Here is a 17,557-nt window from a genome sequence, read left to right as displayed (position 1 = left end):
TTAGGGTCGTACACTAGGTAAAGTTATGCAAAAAGCAGTATTGATAACCGGCTGCTCCAGCGGGATTGGACTGATTGCGGCGCAGGATCTGCGCAACCGCGGCTACCGGGTGCTGGCCGCCTGTCGCAAGCCGCAGGACGTGGAAAACATGCGCCAGCTCGGGCTGGAAGGTATCGAGCTGGATCTGGACGACAGCGCCAGCGTCGAGCGCGCCGCCGCCGAGGTGATCGCGCTGACCGGCGGCCGCCTGTACGGCCTGTTCAACAACGGCGGCTTCGGCGTTTACGGCCCGCTCAGCCGCATTTCGCGCAGCCAGCTGGAACGGCAGTTCGCCACCAACCTGTTCGGCACCCACCAGCTGACCCAGCTGCTGTTGCCCGCGATGTTGCCGCACGGCGAAGGGCGCATTATCCAGACCAGTTCGGTGATGGGGCTGGTCTCCAGCGCCGGGCGCGGCGCCTACGCCGCCAGCAAGTTCGCGCTGGAGGCCTGGTCGGACGCGCTGCGCATGGAGCTGCACGGCAGCGGCATTCAGGTCAGCCTGATCGAACCGGGGCCGATTTCTACCCACTTTAGCCAGAACGTCAACCAGGCGCAGAGCGACAAGCCGGTGCACAACCCCGGCATCGCCAAGCGCCTGACGCTGCCGCCGGAGGCCATTCTGCCCAAACTGCGCCACGCGCTGGAAAGCCCGCGCGCCAAACTGCGCTACCCGGTGACCCTGCTGGCGCACGCCATGAGCGTGCTGCGCCGCATTCTGCCGGGCCGCTGTCTGGATTGGCTGCTGCGCGGCAACGCTTAATTCGCCCGCCGGGGTTGAAGAATGGCGGCGCGCCCCCATCTACACCCCATGGCTCCGCACGATCAGAGAGAAAAAAGATGCTAGCTCAAGCTGTTGTTGATATTAACGAAACTAACCTGCACCAGACGCTGGAACAATCGATGTCCATTCCGGTGCTGTTCTACTTCTGGTCCGAGCGCAGCCAACACTGCCTGCAGCTCACGCCGGTGTTGGACAAGCTGGCGGCGGAATACGCCGGTCAGTTCATTCTGGCCAAGGTGGACTGCGACGCCGAACAAATGATCGCCTCCCAGTTCGGGCTGCGTTCGATTCCGACGGTCTACCTGTTCAAAGACGGCCAGCCGGTCGACGGCTTCCAGGGCCCGCAGCCCGAAGAAGCGATCCGCGACTTGCTGCAGCGTTTCCTGCCGAAGGAAGAAGACCTGAAACTGGCGCAGGCGCAGGAACTGCTGGCCGCCGGCAACGCCGCCGAAGCGCTGCCGCTGCTGAAAGACGCCTGGCAGAGCAGCCAACAGCGCAGCGACATCGGCCTGACCCTGGCCGAAACCCAGATCGCGCTCAGCCGCAGCGAAGACGCCGAAGCGGTGCTGGCAACCATCCCGCTGCAGGATCGCGATACCCGCTATCAGGGGCTGGTGGCGCAGATTGAACTGTTGAAGCAGGCGGCGGACACGCCGGAAATCCAACAGCTGCAACAGCAGGTACAGCAGCAGCCGGACAACGTCGAGCTGGCAGTGCAGCTGGCGCTGCAGCTGCATCAGGTCGGGCGTAACGAAGAAGCGCTGGAACTGCTGATGGGGCATCTGAAGAAAGATCTGGCCGCCGCCAACGGCAACGCGCGCAAGACCCTGATGGACATTCTGGCCGCACTCGGCACCGGCGACGCGCTGGCCGCTAAATATCGCCGCCAGCTGTACTCCCTGCTGTACTGATATACCCTTCGTCTTTCCAGCCGCATCGTTGTTGGCTGCACGTTTGAACCCCAGTCACTTAGTTATCTAAGCGCCTGGGGTTTCTCACGTTTGCCGCCTAGACGCAACTGCAAATCCATTGGGTATATGTGTTGTCCCAAAGTAAATATTGAAGGGTATCCCCTAAATAGTTCGAGTTGCATCAAGGCGGCAAGTTTGTAAGTCCCCGGGAACTTACTCAAGTAAGCGACCGGGGCGCGCAAACGCAGCCAACACAGATGCAGCTTGAAATATGACGGGGATATCAGCGATAGACCCGCACCCCGCCCTCCACGCCCGCCGGGCTGAACAACACCTGCCACAGCTGAATGTTGCGCGAACGGAACGCGCCAGCGCAGGCGTTCAGGTAATAAGTGAACATGCGTTCGAAGCGCTCGGAATAGCCGCCGGCCAATTGCGGCCACGCCCGTTTGAAGTTCTCCAGCCAGGCCATCAGCGTGCGATCGTAATCGGCGCCAAAGTTGTGCCAATCCTCCATCACGAAACGCCCTTCGCTGGCCTCGGCGATATGCCGCACCGAAGGCAGGCAGCCGTTGGGGAAGATGTATTTGTCTATCCAGGCGTCGACGTTGAGATCGGTCTGATTGGAACCGATGGTGTGCAGCAGGAACAAGCCGTCGGGCTTCAGGTTGCGCGCCGCGACGCTGAAATAGGTCTCGTAGTTTTTCGGCCCGACGTGCTCGAACATGCCGACCGACACGATGCGATCGAACTGGCGATCCAGATCGCGGTAGTCCTGCAGCAAGATCTCGACGTCCAGCCCCGCGCAGCGTGCCTGCGCCAGCTTCTGCTGCTCGGCGGAAATGGTCACGCCGTGCACCGAGACGCCGTAGTTTTGCGCCGCAAACTGCGCCAACCCGCCCCAGCCGCAGCCGATATCCAGCAGCGTCATGCCCGGCTTCAGCTGCAGTTTTTCGCAGATCATCCGCAGCTTGGCCTGCTGCGCTTGCTCGAGCGTCTGCGCCTCTTTCCAGTAGCCGCAGGAGTATTGCATGTAAGGATCGAGCATCGCCCGGAACAGGTCGTTGCCGATGTCGTAGTGCTCTTTGCCCACCTGCCAGGCGCGCTTGCGCGATTGGCGGTTGAACAGCCGGGCATAGGCAACGCGCGCGATGTCGCTCAGGCTTTTCGGCAGCCGCTCATCGACGCCGGCCTGCAGAATGCGGGTGAACAGCATGTCCAGCCGTTCGCACTCCCACCAGCCGTCCATATAGCTTTCGCCGAAACCGAGCGAGCCTTCCTGCAAAATGCGTTTGAACAGCGCCGGGTTGTGCACCCGGATATCCCAGGCGCGCGGGCCGTTGATGGCGACGCCGGCTTCCGCCAACATCTCCTCCACAATGCGATACCAGCGATCCTTCTTCTGGGCGAGTTCATCAACACTGAGCGAATCCATAACAATCCTTGGCCGAAATGTCATTTCAAAAAGCATAGTCGCAAATAAAAATGACAAATTTTTGACGGTAAATACCGGGGTGTTTTTACTCTAGCCAAGGCGAGCAACATCATGAAATGAATAAAAATTATTGAAATCATGCCATTTAGGCATACTTATCCGCGCCGGCGCGGGCGCGGATAAACCGACGGCGGCTAAGGCAAAATAGAGGTGCCGGCCTGGCCCGCCAGCACCGCGTCGATATCCTGCAGGCCACCGATATGGGCCGTCCGCCCGGTGCGGTCGACGAAGCGGCTGACCGCCATGATCTTCGGCCCCATGGCGCCGTCCGCCACCGCCATCGGCGCCAGTTCCTGCGTGGTGGCGCGCCGAATGGCGCGCTGGCGCGGCGTGCCCCACTCCTGGTAAACCGCGTCGGCATCGGTGAGGATCACCAGATGATCGGCCCCCACCTGCTCCGCCAACAGCGCCGCCGCCAGATCTTTGTCGATCACCGCTTCGCTGCCCGTCAGCCCATGCTCGCCGGTGATCATCGGGATACCGCCGCCGCCGTTGCAGATCACGATGTGCCGCTGCGACAGCAGCAGCGTGATCGCCTCGATGTCGAGAATCTTTTGCGGCGCCGGCGAAGGCACCACCCGGCGGATGTAGTTGCCGTCCGCCTTCAGCGTCCAGCCGTATTTGGCCTCCAGCGCCTGCCGCTGTTCCGGCGCATACACCGGCCCGATAAACTTGCTCGGCGCCTGATAATCCGCATCCTGCGCATCCACCAGCACCCGCGTCAGCAGCGTGGACACCGGCTGCTGCGGATGGCTGGCGCTCAGCTGCTGCGCCAGCATATAGCCGATCATACCCTGGCTTTCGGCCACCAGAATATCCAGCGGATAGGGCGGCACATCGCGGTACGCCAGGTTCTGCAACGCCAGCAGTCCCACCTGCGGCCCGTTGCCGTGTACGATGGCAATGCGGTATTTCTGCGCCAGCTTGCCGATGGCGTCGGCGATAAGGGCGATGCTCTTATACTGATTTTCCGCAGAGAGCACGGCTCCGCGCTGCAACAGGGCGTTGCCGCCCAACGCAATGACCAAGGTTTTCATGGTTTGCACCCGTAGTTGAAATCATACCGTCCCGACCGGATCCGCGATCCGGCCCTCGTGTTCACACCGCGCGCCGCACAGTGCGTTAATCGTCGTCACCCCCAGCCACACGCCCAGCAGCGTGTCCGCTCCCGAGAAGTGCCCCAGGCTCAACATCGCCGCCACCGCCGCCGATACCTCTTCAGGCGCCCGCAGCCCCTGCGCCAACGCATGCAGCGGCGTGGCGAACACGCCCTGCTCGGCGTAACGCAGGTAGTGCGCGCTCACCAGCGTGGTCAGCGCGTCCAGCGGTGGCGTCTGGGCGAAAAACGGCGCCAGCCCGGTAACCGGGATGCGGCTGTCGAGGTGGGCGCTCAGCAGCAGGCCGAGCAAGGTGTCGTCGTTGCTCGGCGTCAGCCCCGGCCCCTTGCCCAGCGCCTGGTGCCAGTCGACCGTGTCGCCCCGCAGCCAACGGGAAAAATCCCGCACCAGCGCGGCCGGCTCCGGCGTTAACGGCTGCCTCACCAATCGGCCCAGCTCGCCGTGCAACCCGCACTGCGCCGTGCAGCGCTGCAATACCGCCGTCAGCGGCCGATCGGCAATGGCCGCGCGCGGCGCCAGCGCCAGATCCCGCGCCGCGGCGGCGGGCCGCACCAGGAACGCATCCAACGTGATGCCTGTGGCGGAGAAAGCGCAGCGTCGTACGGACGGCACCGCACGCCGCACGCGATCGAAATCCCGCGCGCCGAGCTGCCACCCCATCGGGCTCAGGCCGCTGCCGGCGCGGTGCAGCGTCAGCAGCCGTGCGCTTTCCGTCAGGAAATTGATCGCGTTGTTGAAGCTGCCGACGCAACGCAGCGCGCCGTAATCCTGCGTCGCATGGCGGCTGCCGGCCAACGCGATAATGTCCATATGCGCCTCCGTTCGCTTACGCCGTAATGCCGAGCTTATCGGCCAGCGCTTCGATCGCTTTCTCGAAGCAGCCGAGCGGCGCGCGCACCGTGCCGGCGCCAATTTGCCCGACCCCGGCTTCGCGGTGGGCGATGCCGGTGTTGATCAGCGGCGTGATGCCGGTTTCCACCACCCGCCGGGCATCCAGCCCCAGGCAGGCGCCCTGGAAGTCCCAGGTCGGGATCTGCAGCATCATGTTGCGTTCGAGGTAGATTTCCGCCATTTCCTCGGAGATGTTGGTGGCGGCGCTCATGCCGCCGGAAGCCCCGACGAAGCGCGTCACGCCCGGTGCCGCCACCATCGCCGCGCCGCCAATGCCGAAGGTTTCGGTGATCGCGCTGTCGCCGATGTCCGGGTTGGCGTCCGCCTGGCTGAAGCCGGAGAAGAACAGCCCTTCCGGCGTGTTCACCGGCGCGGTGAACCAACGATCGCCCATCCCGCTGATCTTGATGCCGAAATTCTTGCCGTTGCGGGTCATTACCGTGACGATGGTGCCCTGCTCAATCTCCGCCCCGGCGTCCATCGCCGCCTTGCAGTAGGCCATCGCCAGATTGAGGAAGAACTGATCGGTGATGCTGAGGAACTGCATCACCTGCGCCAGCTCCGCTTTATCGCGCGGCAACAGGCTGATCTCCGGCGCCAGCCTGCGCATCAGCAGCGCCGAGGCCGCGATATTGCGCTGGTGGAATTCGTCCCCCATGCTGATCGCCTGCGCCATCAGCGCGGTCAGATCGATCCCCTCCTCCAGCGTCGCCAGCACCGCTTTCAGCACCGGGGCCAGCGAGTCGCGCATCCAGCGCAGGCGCTGCTGCACGTCCTCGCCGTAGGCGCCGAAGCGCATCACTTTGCCGATGCCTTCGTTCATGTTGCAGTAGGCGTAATTGCCGTGAACGGTGTTCCTGACCACCACCATCGGCATGTGGGCCGAGGTGATGCCGCCCATCGGCCCCACCGCGCTCACGCTGTGGCACGGGATGAACTCGATCTCCCCCTGCGCCAGCAGCGCCAGCGCCTGCTGCTCATCCTGCGCCCAGCCTTCGAACAGGCAGGCACCGATGCAGGCGCCGCGCACCGGGCCGCTCATCTCTTGCCAGGTGACCGGCGGGCCGGCGTGCAGCAGCTTGCGCCCTTCGGCCAGCTGCGGGATCAAGCGGTGCGCCAGATCCACATCCTGCCAGTGCGGGCGCGCCTCGCGGATACGGGCGATAACGGCGGCGTTTGCTTGCTCAATCGTTGCGTACATAGCGGTTCCTTACTTTAATTTTTTCAAGATGTTGGCTAATCGTTGATCGCCACCGGCCACCGGCGCCCACTGGTAATGCACCACCGGAATGTCGCTGGTTTGCAGGTCATCGGCGAAGCTGCGCAGCCCGGCGTTGATCACCGCGACGCCGTCCAGCAAGACCGGCCGTTCGCGTTCAGGTGCGGGTAAGATGGGGGTAATCAGCTGATGCGCCAGCGCGACCGCTGCCGGCAGCGACGGCATCACCGCAATGCCGGCTTCCTGCAGGGTGGCGATTTGCCGCGAGCGCTGCTGCGGATCCTGTTCAGTGCCGGTGACGGTGGCGATCGCCGCCAGCGGGTGGGCCGCGCCGCGCGCCGCGCGCACGTTGGCCACCTCGGCCGCCAGCGACGCCGCCGGATCGTCCTGAGCGCCGAAGCCGATCACCACGTCCAGCAGCAACACGCCGGTCTGCGGCTGCTGCGCCAGGCGGGCGATTTCTTGATTGCGGGCGGTCGGGTCAATCATCGGGTGCGGGCGCCCCTGGGTATAAAAGTCATCGCCCATGTCGATGATGCGATGGCCGTCGGCCACCAGCATGGCGCCGCGCGGGTGTTCGCTATCCACCGGCAGGGACAGTTTTTCCGCCAGCAGCATCGCGCATTCGGCCGCCAGCGTGCCGCCGGCGTACAGCCCGGCGATTTTGCCGCCGGGCACCGCAGGCTGCTGCGCCGCCTGTTGCTGCACGCAGCCCAGCATCGCCGCCAGCCGCGCCGCTTCATCCAGCGTGGCGGCGAACGTGATGTTGCCCTCCTGGCGCACGGCGGACTGCGCGCCGAGGAACAGCGCCACCACCGGCTTGCCGAGCGCTTTCATCTCGTCGATCACCCGTTGGCGCACCTCGGGCGCCGGCGGTTTGGACACGAACGCCAGCACAAGACTCTGCGGATCCGCCGCCAGCATGCGCAGCGCGCTGATGGCGCTGATGCCGCCGATCTCCGCCGTCAAATCCCGCCCGCCGAGGCCAATGGCGTGCGAGATGCCCTGGCCTGCCAGGGTAATTTGCGAAATAAGCTCCTGAATGCCGGTGCCGGAGGCGCCCACCACGCCGATAGATCCGGCGGGCGCCACGTTGGCGAACGCCAGCGGCGTACCGGCGATGCAGGCGGTGCCGCAGTCCGGCCCCATCACGATCAGCCCGCGTTCGCGCGCCTTGGTTTTCAGCGCCACTTCCTGCGCCACGCTGACGTTGTCGGAGAACATCATCACGTTGCAGCCGTCTTCCAGCGCGCTATCCGCCAGCTCCGCCGCGTATTCGCCGGCGATCGAGATCAGCGCCAGATTGGCGGCGGGCAGCTTCTGCCTGGCGGTGCGCCAGCTGCGCGCCCGCAGCAGTTTTTTACCGCCCTGGCTCCCCTGCGCAATCGCCTTGAGCGCCGCCTCCAGCGCCGCGCCGATCTCCTCGGCGATCGTCTCGTCGGCGGACTCCGCTTTGATCGCCACGCAAATATCGTTCGGCGTCGCTTCGCTAAACTGCGGGTGCCAGAAACCGGTCACCTCCAATAAGGATTTATTGGCCGGTGTCCCCATCATGACGGATATTTCCTCGACCTTGGGAGATTCACTGAGTTTGCGGGAGATCAACATCAGGCTGACGGAATCCTGAAAGCTCCCCTTTTTAATAAAAGCATGGATCATGGTGATATCCTTAAGACAGCATTTAATAATATCGGCAATATTTCCCGCACCGGCGGCGCGGCGATGCATTGAATCCAGCGAAAAGGTTAATGATCAAGCTACAAATTAAAACCACGCCCGGAGGTGAGTATGGTCACACTTTATCTATTGTTAGAAAAAATAACTTAATCGCCTGAATATTAGTTAATCCAGACGGAAAAAAGCATTTGTAAAAAACTTCTAACAATGGCGATTTAATTCAACGAATTTTTAATCCAATCGGATAAAACGCATCTGGATCACATTATTCCCCCCCGGTATTTATACATTACAACGCAGAGGCGAATTAAATAAACCGTAGTGATAAAAGGACTGTATATGAAGGTCTCTAAACAACAATTACATCAGCTTATCCAGCAAAAAATTCACGCCGCCGGCCTGAGCCAGGAACACGCCGGCATCGTCGCCGACGTGCTGGTTCATGCCGATGCGCGCGGCATTCATTCTCACGGCGCGGTCAGGGTCGAATACTATTCCGAACGCATCAGCAAAGGCGGCACCAACAATCACCCGCATTTCACCTTTGAAAAAACCGGCCCCTGCAGCGCCATTTTCGACGGCGACAATGGTGCCGGACACGTGGCGGCCAAGCTGAGCATGGATCGCGCCATCGAGATGGCGAAAGAGAACGGCGTGGCGGTGGTGGGCGTGCGCCGCATCGGCCACAGCGGGGCGCTGTCGTACTTCGTGCAGCAGGCGGCGCGCGCCGGCATGGTCGGCATTTCGCTGTGCCAGTCCGATCCGATGGTGGTGCCGTACGGCGGCGCCGAGGTCTACTACGGCACCAACCCCATCGCCTTCTCCGCACCGGGCGAAAGCGATGAGCTGATCACCTTCGATATGGCCACCACCGTACAGGCCTGGGGCAAAGTGCTGGACGCCCGCTCGCGCAACGCCGCCATCCCCGATACCTGGGCGGTGGACGCCGAGGGCAAGCACACCACCGATCCGTTCGCCGTCAGCGGGCTGCTGCCGATCGCCGGGCCGAAAGGCTACGGCCTGATGATGATGGTCGACGTGCTGTCGGGCATTTTGCTCGGCCTGCCGTTCGGCAAACACGTCAGCTCGATGTATCACGATCTCAGCGCCGGCCGGGAATTGGGCCAATTGCATATCGTTCTGAACCCGGGTTATTTCACCAACGAATCCGCATTCCGTAAAAATATCAGCCAGGTCATGAAAGAATTGAATGCCGTTAAGCCGGCGCCGGGCGTCAGCAAAGTGCTTTACCCGGGGCAGAATAGCCATGCGCGTGAAATGGAAAGCGAGAAAAACGGCATCGAAATCGTCGACGATATTTATCAATACTTAATTTCAAATGCTATTTACCAGCGTTCTTACGACCATAAAGATCCCTTCGCCAGTTAACACACTCTTATTATCGTGGGCTTTTTACGCCGCGGCTCGCGGTTGATATGTCAGAGCCGGGGAGAAAAAAGAAAACCTTCATCAGCGCGCTCAGCGCAATAGGTCGGCCGGCGGCGAATAGCATCAGCCCTGGCCGCATCGCCGCTGAGACACAACATGCGGGCAGGTAAACATGAAAGACTTCCAACAAGAAATCCGTGATATTTCCGGCTGGTTATCGAAAATCGGCGCCGATCCCAGCGGCGGCATGACGCGTCTGCTTTATACCCCGGAATGGATCGAAGCGCAGCACGCGTTGAAAAACGCCTTCGAGGCCGCCGGGCTGAACACCCATTTTGATGCGGTCGGCAACCTGTTCGGCCGACTGGAGGGCAGCAAATACCCCGACCAGGTGATTCTCTCCGGTTCGCACATTGACACGGTGGTCAACGGCGGCAACCTCGACGGCCAGTTCGGTATCGAAGCCGCCTTCATGGCGATCAAACACCTCAAAGACACCTACGGCCCGCCGCTGCGCAGCCTGGAAGTCATCGCGCTGGCGGAAGAAGAAGGCAGCCGCTTCCCTTATGTGTTCTGGGGCAGCAAGAACATCGTCGGCCTGGCCCGGCGGGAAGACGTGCAGCACATTACGGACGCCAAGGGCGTCGGCTTCGTCAACGCCATGCGCGACGCCGGTTTCGATTTCCCCCCGCCGCATCAGCCGCTGCGCAGCGACATCGCGGCCTTCGTCGAGATCCATATCGAACAGGGCAAGGTGCTGGAAACCGAAGGCAAAACCATCGGCGTGGTGACCAGCATCGTCGGCCAACGGCGTTATGACGTGCGGCTGCAGGGGGAGGCCAACCACGCCGGCACCACCCCGATGAGCTATCGCCGGGATACCGTGCACGCCTTCAGCCGCATCTGCTGCGAATCGATCGCCAAGGCGCGCGCCGAGGGCGATCCGCTGGTGCTGACCTTCGGCAAGGTGGAGCCGAAGCCGAACACCGTCAACGTGGTGCCGGGCTTCACCCACTTCACCCTCGACTGCCGCCACACCGATCAGGCCGCGCTGCTGCGCTTTACGCAGGAGATCGAGCAGGATATCCAGCGCATCTGCGCCGAGATGGGCATCGAGGCCGAGATCGATCTGTGGATGGACGAAGCGCCGATCCCGATGAACGAACAGCTGGTGGCCTGCGTCAGCCGCCTGTGCGAAACGCAGCGGCTAAATTACCGCATGATGCACAGCGGCGCCGGACACGACTCACAAATCTTCGCCCCGCGCGTGCCGACGGTGATGATGTTCGTGCCGAGCATCGCCGGCATCAGCCATAACCCGGCGGAAAAAACCGCCGTCGCCGATCTGAACGAAGGGGTGAAAATCCTGGCGCAGACGCTGTATCAGCTGGCCTACACCGAACAGGGGGCCGAGGCATGAGCAACGACATCGACCCGCGCTACTGGAAAAAGATCGTCGTCGTGCTCTGTCTGGGCTGGACGGTGATCTGGATCTATCGCACCGTCCTGACGCCGATCTTCCCCGAGATCCAACAAACCATCGGCGCGCACTCCAATGCGGAAATGGGGCTGATCGCCAGCTTCTACTTCTTCGCCTACACCGGGATGCAGATCCCGGCGGGCATCCTGGTGGACAAATTCGGCAAGAAGGTGGTGCTGATCCCGGGCTTCTGCCTGTTCATCATCGCCACGCTGCTGATCGGCAATGCCACCAGCCTGACCATGGTCTATGCCGGCAGCCTGCTGGCGGGCATGGGCTGCGGCTCTTATTACGGCTCGGCCTACTCCCTGTCGTCGGAGAATATCCCGCTGGAACGCCGTGGCCTGGCGACCGCGGTGATCAACAGCGGCTCGGCGCTCGGCATGGCCATCGGCCTGATCGCCTCCAGCCTGCTGGTGAAAAGCTTCAACATGAACTGGCAGATCATGCTGTTCATCATCACCGGCCTGCTGGTGGTGATGACGCTGGTGTTCGCCGTGGTCATCAAAGGCTCGCAGCCTCAAGCACCGGCGGCCGTCAGCCAGACCGTTGCGCCGACGGCTGCCGAGCCCGAAGAGGACGGCCAGGCCAGCGGCCTGTTCAGCCTGCGCATGATCTCCGCCTACGCGATGTACTTCGCCACCTGCTACGGCTACTACATGATAGTCACCTGGCTGCCCTCGTTCCTGCAGCAAGAGCGCGGCTTTGAAGGGGTGGCCATCGGCTTCTCCTCCGCCCTGGTGGCGTTCGCCTCGGTGCCGGGCGCGCTGTTCTTCAGCCGCATGTCCGACCGTTTCCGCAACAAGAAGGTGCAGCTGATCATTTTCCTCGAGCTGTGCGCGGCGGTGATGCTGGTTTGCACCGTCATTTCGCCGGACTCCACCATGCTGCTGATCAGCCTGATCCTGTACGGGTTGCTGGGTAAGCTGGCGGTCGATCCGATCATGATCTCCTTCGTCGCCGACAACGCGCCGAAGAAAGGCTATGGCACCAGCTTCGGCGTGTTCAACTTCTTCGGTATGTCCTCGTCGGTGATCGCCCCCTTCCTCACCGGCGTGATCTCCGACAGCACCGGCTCCAAGGTGATGGGCTTTTACATCTCCGCCGCCATCCTGCTGGTGGGCACCGCCATTTTCTTCACCGTCAACGTCTTGATGAAACGCACTACGGCAGCCCGAACGGCCACCGAGGCCTGACGGCGCTTTTTTACCGGGCGCCGCTGCGGCGCCCTTTCAACGATCAGGAGAATCAACGTGGGTTACTTCAACAATCAAACCGGTTATCCAACCGACATTCTGTCAACGCGCGCCATCATCAAACGCGGCAACTATGCGCTGATCCCGCCGAACGGCCTGGTGCGCAACGTCATTCCCGGTTTTGAAAACTGCGACGTCACCATCTTGTCGACGCCGAAACTGGGTGCCACCTTCGTCGATTATCTGGTGACGCTGCACGACTGCGGCCGCAACACCAAAGGCTTTGGCGGCGAAGAGCTAGAAACCTTCGTGTACGTCATCGACGGCGCCATCACCGCCTCCGCCGACGCCACCGACTACCCGCTGACCGCCGGCGGCTACCTTTACTGCCCGGCGGGCGTCACCCTGCGGCTGGAAAACGCCAACGGCGGCCAATCCAGCCGCCTGTTCCTCTACAAGCGCCGCTATCAGCGCATCAAGGGTTACGAGGCGCACGTGGTCAGCAACAACGTCGCCAACCTGGAGAAGATCCACTACGAGGGCATGAGCGAGGTGATCCTGCAGGATCTGCTGCCAAAAGATCTGGGCTTCGACATGAATATGCACATCCTCTCCTTCGCCCCCGGCGCCAGCCACGGCTACATCGAGACTCACGTGCAGGAGCATGGCGCCTACATTCTCAGCGGTGCCGGCGTGTACAACCTGGACAATGAATGGATGCCGGTGAAACAAGGCGACTACATCTTCATGGGCGCCTATGTGCAACAGGCGGGCTATGCGGTGGGCCAGGAAACCTTCAGCTACATCTACTCCAAGGACTGCAACCGCGACGTCGAGCCGTAAGCGCTTCGCCGCCAAAACCAAGGCCACCTGCTCGCGCAGCGTGGCCTTCTTTTTATTTATCCCAATCGCCTACCGATACGCATCGCGCGGGCGACGTTGGCGGCGCTGCGCTGCAGGTTGAGTTCCCCTTGCGACAGCGCGACCGCCAGCGAGCTCAGGCGCGGCAGAATGCTGAACATCGCGTCGATCCCCTGCGCGTGCAGCGCTTCCGCCCCGTCCTCCACCACGCCGGCCAGCGCGATGACCGGCAGGCCGCGCGCCCGCGCCAGACGAGCGACGCCGGACAGCGCCTTGCCGCCCAGCGTTTGGCTGTCGATGCGCCCTTCGCCGGTGATCAGCAGATCGGCCTCCGCCAGCGCCTCCTCCAGGCCCAGCGCCGCCATCACGATCTCGATGCCCGGCTTCAGCGTTGCACCGAGAAACACCTGGCAGGCGATCCCCATGCCGCCCGCCGCTCCGCCGCCGGCGACCTGTCGCACGTCGCGGCCGGTACTCTGGCGGATCACCTCGGCATACTGCGTCAGGCCCTGTTCCAACTGCGCCACCATCGCTGCCGTCGCGCCCTTCTGCGGCCCGAACACCGCCGCCGCGCCGCGCGGCCCCACCAGCGGATTGTCTACGTCGCAGGCGACCTCAATCCGGCACTGCCGCAGGCGCGCATCCAGCGTACTGAGATCGATTCCGCTCAGCGTCGCCAGCTCGCCGCCGCCCCACGGCAGCGCCTTGCCGTCCGGGCGGTAGAAGCGCCCGCCCAGCGCCTGCACCATGCCGACGCCGCCATCCACCGTGGCGCTGCCGCCGATGCCGAGGATCAGGTGGCGAATGCCCTGATCCAGCGCATGCAGGATCAGTTCGCCGGTGCCGTAGCTGGTCGCCAGCAGCGGGTTACGGCGCTCCGCCGGCGTCAGCATCAACCCGCTGGCCGCCGCCATTTCGATCACCGCCGTCTTGCCGTCGCCGCTGACGCCGTAAAACGCCGCCACCCGTTCCCCCAGCGGCCCCGTGGCGGTCACGCTCACCTTGCGCCCGCCGGTGGCCGCCACCAGCGCGTCCACCGTGCCTTCGCCGCCGTCGGCTATCGGCAGGCAGACGCACTCGGCATCGGGATAAACCTCGTGAAAGCCGCGCGCGATCGCCCGCGCCGCCCGCTCCGCGCTGACGCTTTCTTTAAATGAATCCGGTGCAATAACAATTTTCATGCTGCCTCCTTTATTCGAGATGAAATAAAAATGGCCATGCCTTCCCCCGCTGAAATAATCAGATGAGAAATGCATGGCGAAATAAAATAAAACTGTTGCCGACTATTTAATGAAGATGAAGGAAGGTGTTATTTATTGACCCATTTCGCCGGCACGCTGTAGGTTAATATCGCCCCCAGTATCATCATTGTCGACAAGACGCACATCGCCGCCAAATTGCTGTGGGTCAGCTGTTTGAAATAGCCGATGATATAAGGCGAAATAAAACCGCCGATATTGGCGATGGAATTGATGAGCGCAATACCCGCCGCAGCGCAGGTGCCGGTAAAGATGGCGTTCGGCAGGCTCCAGAACAGCGGCGACGGCACCAGACTCGACGCCACCGCCACGCACAGCGCCGCCATCACCACGTGCTTGTTGTCCGGGAACAGGCCGATAAAGATCAGCGACACCGCGGCGATGCAGAACGGCACGATGATGTGCCAGCGCCGCTCGCGATGCTTGTCCGAACTGCGCGCGGCCACCAGCATCGCCACCACCGCCAGCATGTACGGCAGCATGGTCAGCAACCCGATATCCATCACCGAGGTCACGCCGGTGTCGCGAATGATGGTCGGAACCCAAAACGCCAGCCCGCCCTGGCCCATCACGGTGCAGAAGCAAATCAGCCACATTTTGGTGAACGCGGACGATCTCAGCATGCTTTTCATCGTCCATTCCTGCCCGCCGGCGGCGCCCTGGCGCGGCGCGCTCTGCGCCATATCCTCTTTGATCAGCGCCTTCTCCTGCGGGCTGAGCCACTTGGCGCTCTGATAGGTATTATCCAGGAAACAGAAGATGACAACGGCGATCAGCAGCGCGCGCGGGCCGCTGATAAAGAACAGCCACTGCCAGCCGGAGAGGTTCATCAGGCCGTTCATGTGCTCGATGATCCAGCCGCACAGCGGGCCGCCGATGATGTTGCTGACCGGGATGCCGCACACGAACAGCGCGGTCATCTTGGCGCGCTGGCTGGACGGAAACCACAGCGTCAGATAGAGGATCACACCGGGGTAGAAGCCGGCCTCCGCCAGCCCCAGCAGGAAACGCGCCAGGTAGAATTGCCAGGGATTGGTGATAAAGATGCTCAGCATCGAAATCGCCCCCCACACCACCATCAGCAGCGCGATGATCTTTCTGGCGCCGTAGCGGCTCAGCAGAATGTTACTGGGTACCCCGGCGATGATATAGCCGATGAAAAACACCCCGGCGCCCAGCCCGTAAACGGCTTCGGCCATCGAGACATTGCCGTTCAGAATATCGGGCATCATTTGAAATTTCGAAAATGAGATCCCAACCCGATCGAGATAACCGACGATATAGCTCACTAATAAAATGGGCATAATGCGCCAGGCGATTTTTCGATATAAACGGTTTTTGTCAGGGGCGGTAAGAATATCTTTATCAATAACAGCATTATCGGTTGCCATATTCAGTGTCTCCTCGGTTGGCATCCTGCTTTTTACTTTTTATTGTGCTGAATCATTTTTTATTGGATTGGCGGGGACCCTCTTTATTTATCATAAAGAGGGCGTTATTAATGTCGAACATCTCTGATTCTAACGATAAGCCGGCAAATCAAATGCCGGGGGTGCTCTTAGCCGGCCACCTGGTGGTTGCCCATGATTTCCAGCGCCCGCACCAGCGCGGAGTGATCCAGCTCTCCGTCGCCATTGGCGGCGCAGACGTTGAACAGCTCCTGGCAGGTGGCGGTATTCGGCAGGCTGAGCGCCAGCGCCTTCGCGCCCTGCAGCGCCAGGTTGAGATCCTTCTGGTGCAGCGAGATACGGAATCCCGGCGCGAACGCCCGCTTGATCATCCGCTCACCGTGCACCTCCAGAATGCGCGACGAGGCGAAACCGCCCATCAGGGCTTCGCGCACCCGGGCCGGATCGGCGCCGGCGCGCGAGGCGAAGACCAGCGCCTCGGAGACCGCTTCGATGGTCAACGCCACGATGATCTGGTTGGCGACCTTGCAGGTTTGCCCGTCGCCGTTGCCGCCGATCAGCGTGATATTCTTGCCCATCAGCGCCAGCAGCGGCTGCACCCGTTCGAAGGTCGCTTCCTCACCGCCCACCATGATGGTCAGCGTGCCCTGTTTGGCGCCCACTTCGCCGCCGGAAACCGGCGCGTCCAGGTACTGGGCGCCCAGCTGGTTGATGCGCTGCGCGAACCGCTTGGTCTCCAGCGGTGAAATGGAGCTCATGTCCACCACCACTTTGCCGTTCAGCTTGCCGGCGGCGCAGCCGCGTTCACCGAACAGCACCTCCTCCACCTGCGGCGTATCCGGCACCATGATAAAGATCACCTCCGCCTCATCCGCCACCTGCTGCGGATCGCGGCAGGCGATGGCCCCTTGCTGTAACAGCGCCGCCGGCACCTCATGCCGGGTGTGGGCGTAAAGCGTGTGCCCACCCGCCAGCAGCTTTTCCGCCATCGGCGCGCCCATGATGCCCAGACCGATAAATCCCACTTTCATTTTCATCTCCTCAAGACAGGTATTTTTTAATCCATGACAGGCCGCTTTCCGTGGTGGTGAGCGGTTTGTATTCACAGCCGATCCAGCCGCGATAACCCATGCGATCCAGCTGCGCGAAGATAAACTCGCAGTTGATTTCACCGGTGCCCGGCTCGTGCCGCCCCGGATTGTCGGCGACCTGAATGTGGTCGATCTTCGCCAGCAGGCGCTCGAGGGTCTGCGTCAGCTCTCCCTCCATGCGCTGCATGTGGTAAAGGTCGTACTGCAGATACAGGTTGGGGCTGCCGATCGCGTCGATCAGTTCGATCGCCTGCCGGGAGGTTTGCAGGTAGAACTGCGGCATGTCGTAGCGGTTGATCGGTTCGATCAGCAGACGGATATTCTGCCGCGCCAGAGTGTCGGCGGCGTAGCTCAGGTTCTCCTTCACCCGTTCGTCGGTGGCGTGGCGGCCGACGGCGGGATCCGGATTGCCGATCAGGCAGTTGATGCGATCGCAGCCCAGCGCTTGCGCATACTCGATCGCGCACCCGACGCCGTCGCGGAACTCCGCTTCGCGCCCCGGCAAGCAGGCGATGCCCCGTTCGCCCGCCGCCCAGTCGCCGGCCGGCAGGTTGAACAACACCTGGCTCAGGCGATGCGCCTCCAGTTCGCTACGCAGCGCGGCGAGCGGGTAGTCATAGGGAAACATGTATTCCACCGCGCTGAAGCCCTGCTCCTTCGCCCGGCGGAAGCGCTGCATGAAATCGACTTCGGTGAACAGCATGGACAGGTTGGCTGAAAATTTCGGCATGGTAAGAC

General features: G+C 62.2%; 15 protein-coding genes. 6 read left to right on the top strand and 9 right to left on the bottom strand.

All coding sequences use genetic code 11. The annotated features are described in order from the left end of the window. Nucleotides 1-25: 25 nt before the first annotated feature. Entirely contained in the window at nucleotides 26-802 is a 777-nt protein-coding gene (locus tag C3F38_RS07895) for an SDR family oxidoreductase (protein ID WP_048232880.1), read from the top strand. Nucleotides 803-879: 77 nt separating this feature from the next. Next, entirely contained in the window at nucleotides 880-1,734 is an 855-nt protein-coding gene (locus C3F38_RS07890; RefSeq protein ID WP_025160052.1) for a co-chaperone YbbN, read from the top strand. A 283-nt stretch (nucleotides 1,735-2,017) separates the two neighbouring features. Here the strand turns inward: C3F38_RS07890 and cfa are convergent, their stop codons facing one another. The 5 genes from cfa to C3F38_RS07865 form a co-directional block, all read right to left on the bottom strand. Then, nucleotides 2,018-3,169: a cyclopropane fatty acyl phospholipid synthase gene (gene cfa / locus C3F38_RS07885; protein WP_038875080.1), complete on the bottom strand. Its 1,152-nt coding sequence runs from the start codon at nucleotides 3,167-3,169 to the stop codon at nucleotides 2,018-2,020. Nucleotides 3,170-3,363: 194 nt separating this feature from the next. Further along, nucleotides 3,364-4,266: a carbamate kinase gene (locus C3F38_RS07880; RefSeq protein ID WP_038875130.1), complete on the bottom strand. Its 903-nt coding sequence runs from the start codon at nucleotides 4,264-4,266 to the stop codon at nucleotides 3,364-3,366. 21 nt (nucleotides 4,267-4,287) lie between these two features. After that, complete coding sequence (locus C3F38_RS07875; protein ID WP_055316481.1) at nucleotides 4,288-5,157, bottom strand: DUF2877 domain-containing protein; 870 nt, start codon at nucleotides 5,155-5,157, stop codon at nucleotides 4,288-4,290. Between the two features lie 16 nt (nucleotides 5,158-5,173). Further along, entirely contained in the window at nucleotides 5,174-6,439 is a 1,266-nt protein-coding gene (locus C3F38_RS07870; RefSeq protein WP_055316484.1) for a DUF1116 domain-containing protein, read from the bottom strand. Nucleotides 6,440-6,448: 9 nt separating this feature from the next. Next, on the bottom strand, nucleotides 6,449-8,116 hold the full coding sequence (locus C3F38_RS07865; RefSeq protein ID WP_055316489.1) for an acyl-CoA synthetase FdrA: 1,668 nt from the start codon (nucleotides 8,114-8,116) through the stop codon (nucleotides 6,449-6,451). 357 nt (nucleotides 8,117-8,473) lie between these two features. On the opposite strand from C3F38_RS07865, the gene allD reads away from it, so the two are divergent. From allD to allE, 4 genes are all read left to right on the top strand, one after another. After that, nucleotides 8,474-9,523, top strand: a complete 1,050-nt coding sequence (gene allD, locus C3F38_RS07860) for an ureidoglycolate dehydrogenase (protein WP_055316493.1) — start codon at nucleotides 8,474-8,476, stop codon at nucleotides 9,521-9,523. Between the two features lie 172 nt (nucleotides 9,524-9,695). Then, on the top strand, nucleotides 9,696-10,943 hold the full coding sequence (gene allC / locus C3F38_RS07855) for an allantoate deiminase (protein WP_047728615.1): 1,248 nt from the start codon (nucleotides 9,696-9,698) through the stop codon (nucleotides 10,941-10,943). Beyond that, the gene (locus C3F38_RS07850; RefSeq protein ID WP_055316497.1) at nucleotides 10,940-12,199 is read left to right on the top strand and encodes an MFS transporter; all 1,260 of its coding nucleotides are present in this window, start codon (nucleotides 10,940-10,942) and stop codon (nucleotides 12,197-12,199) included. The genes allC and C3F38_RS07850 overlap by 4 nt, the downstream gene beginning before the upstream one ends. Nucleotides 12,200-12,256: 57 nt before the next feature. Beyond that, nucleotides 12,257-13,042 carry a (S)-ureidoglycine aminohydrolase gene (gene allE, locus C3F38_RS07845; RefSeq protein WP_043146762.1) on the top strand — a complete coding sequence of 262 codons (786 nt, stop codon included), beginning with the start codon at nucleotides 12,257-12,259 and terminating at the stop codon, nucleotides 13,040-13,042. Between the two features lie 56 nt (nucleotides 13,043-13,098). Here allE and C3F38_RS07840 read toward each other — a convergent pair whose 3' ends face one another. From C3F38_RS07840 to hyi, 4 genes are all read right to left on the bottom strand, one after another. Beyond that, on the bottom strand, nucleotides 13,099-14,241 hold the full coding sequence (locus C3F38_RS07840; RefSeq protein ID WP_055316500.1) for a glycerate kinase: 1,143 nt from the start codon (nucleotides 14,239-14,241) through the stop codon (nucleotides 13,099-13,101). A 128-nt stretch (nucleotides 14,242-14,369) separates the two neighbouring features. Continuing rightward, nucleotides 14,370-15,551 (bottom strand): MFS transporter, encoded by a 1,182-nt coding sequence (locus C3F38_RS07835; RefSeq protein ID WP_225984339.1) that lies wholly within the window; start codon nucleotides 15,549-15,551, stop codon nucleotides 14,370-14,372. Between the two features lie 326 nt (nucleotides 15,552-15,877). After that, nucleotides 15,878-16,759, bottom strand: coding sequence for a 2-hydroxy-3-oxopropionate reductase (gene glxR / locus C3F38_RS07830; RefSeq protein WP_047728625.1), 882 nt, complete (start codon nucleotides 16,757-16,759; stop codon nucleotides 15,878-15,880). 10 nt (nucleotides 16,760-16,769) lie between these two features. After that, nucleotides 16,770-17,549, bottom strand: a complete 780-nt coding sequence (gene hyi / locus C3F38_RS07825) for a hydroxypyruvate isomerase (protein WP_055316504.1) — start codon at nucleotides 17,547-17,549, stop codon at nucleotides 16,770-16,772. Between the last annotated feature and the right edge of the window lie 8 nt (nucleotides 17,550-17,557).

The organism is Serratia sp. SSNIH1 (assembly GCF_002935055.1).
GTDB lineage: Bacteria > Pseudomonadota > Gammaproteobacteria > Enterobacterales > Enterobacteriaceae > Serratia > Serratia nevei.
Note: the sequence above shows the minus strand (reverse complement) of the source record. Positions and strands in the feature narration are given on the sequence as shown.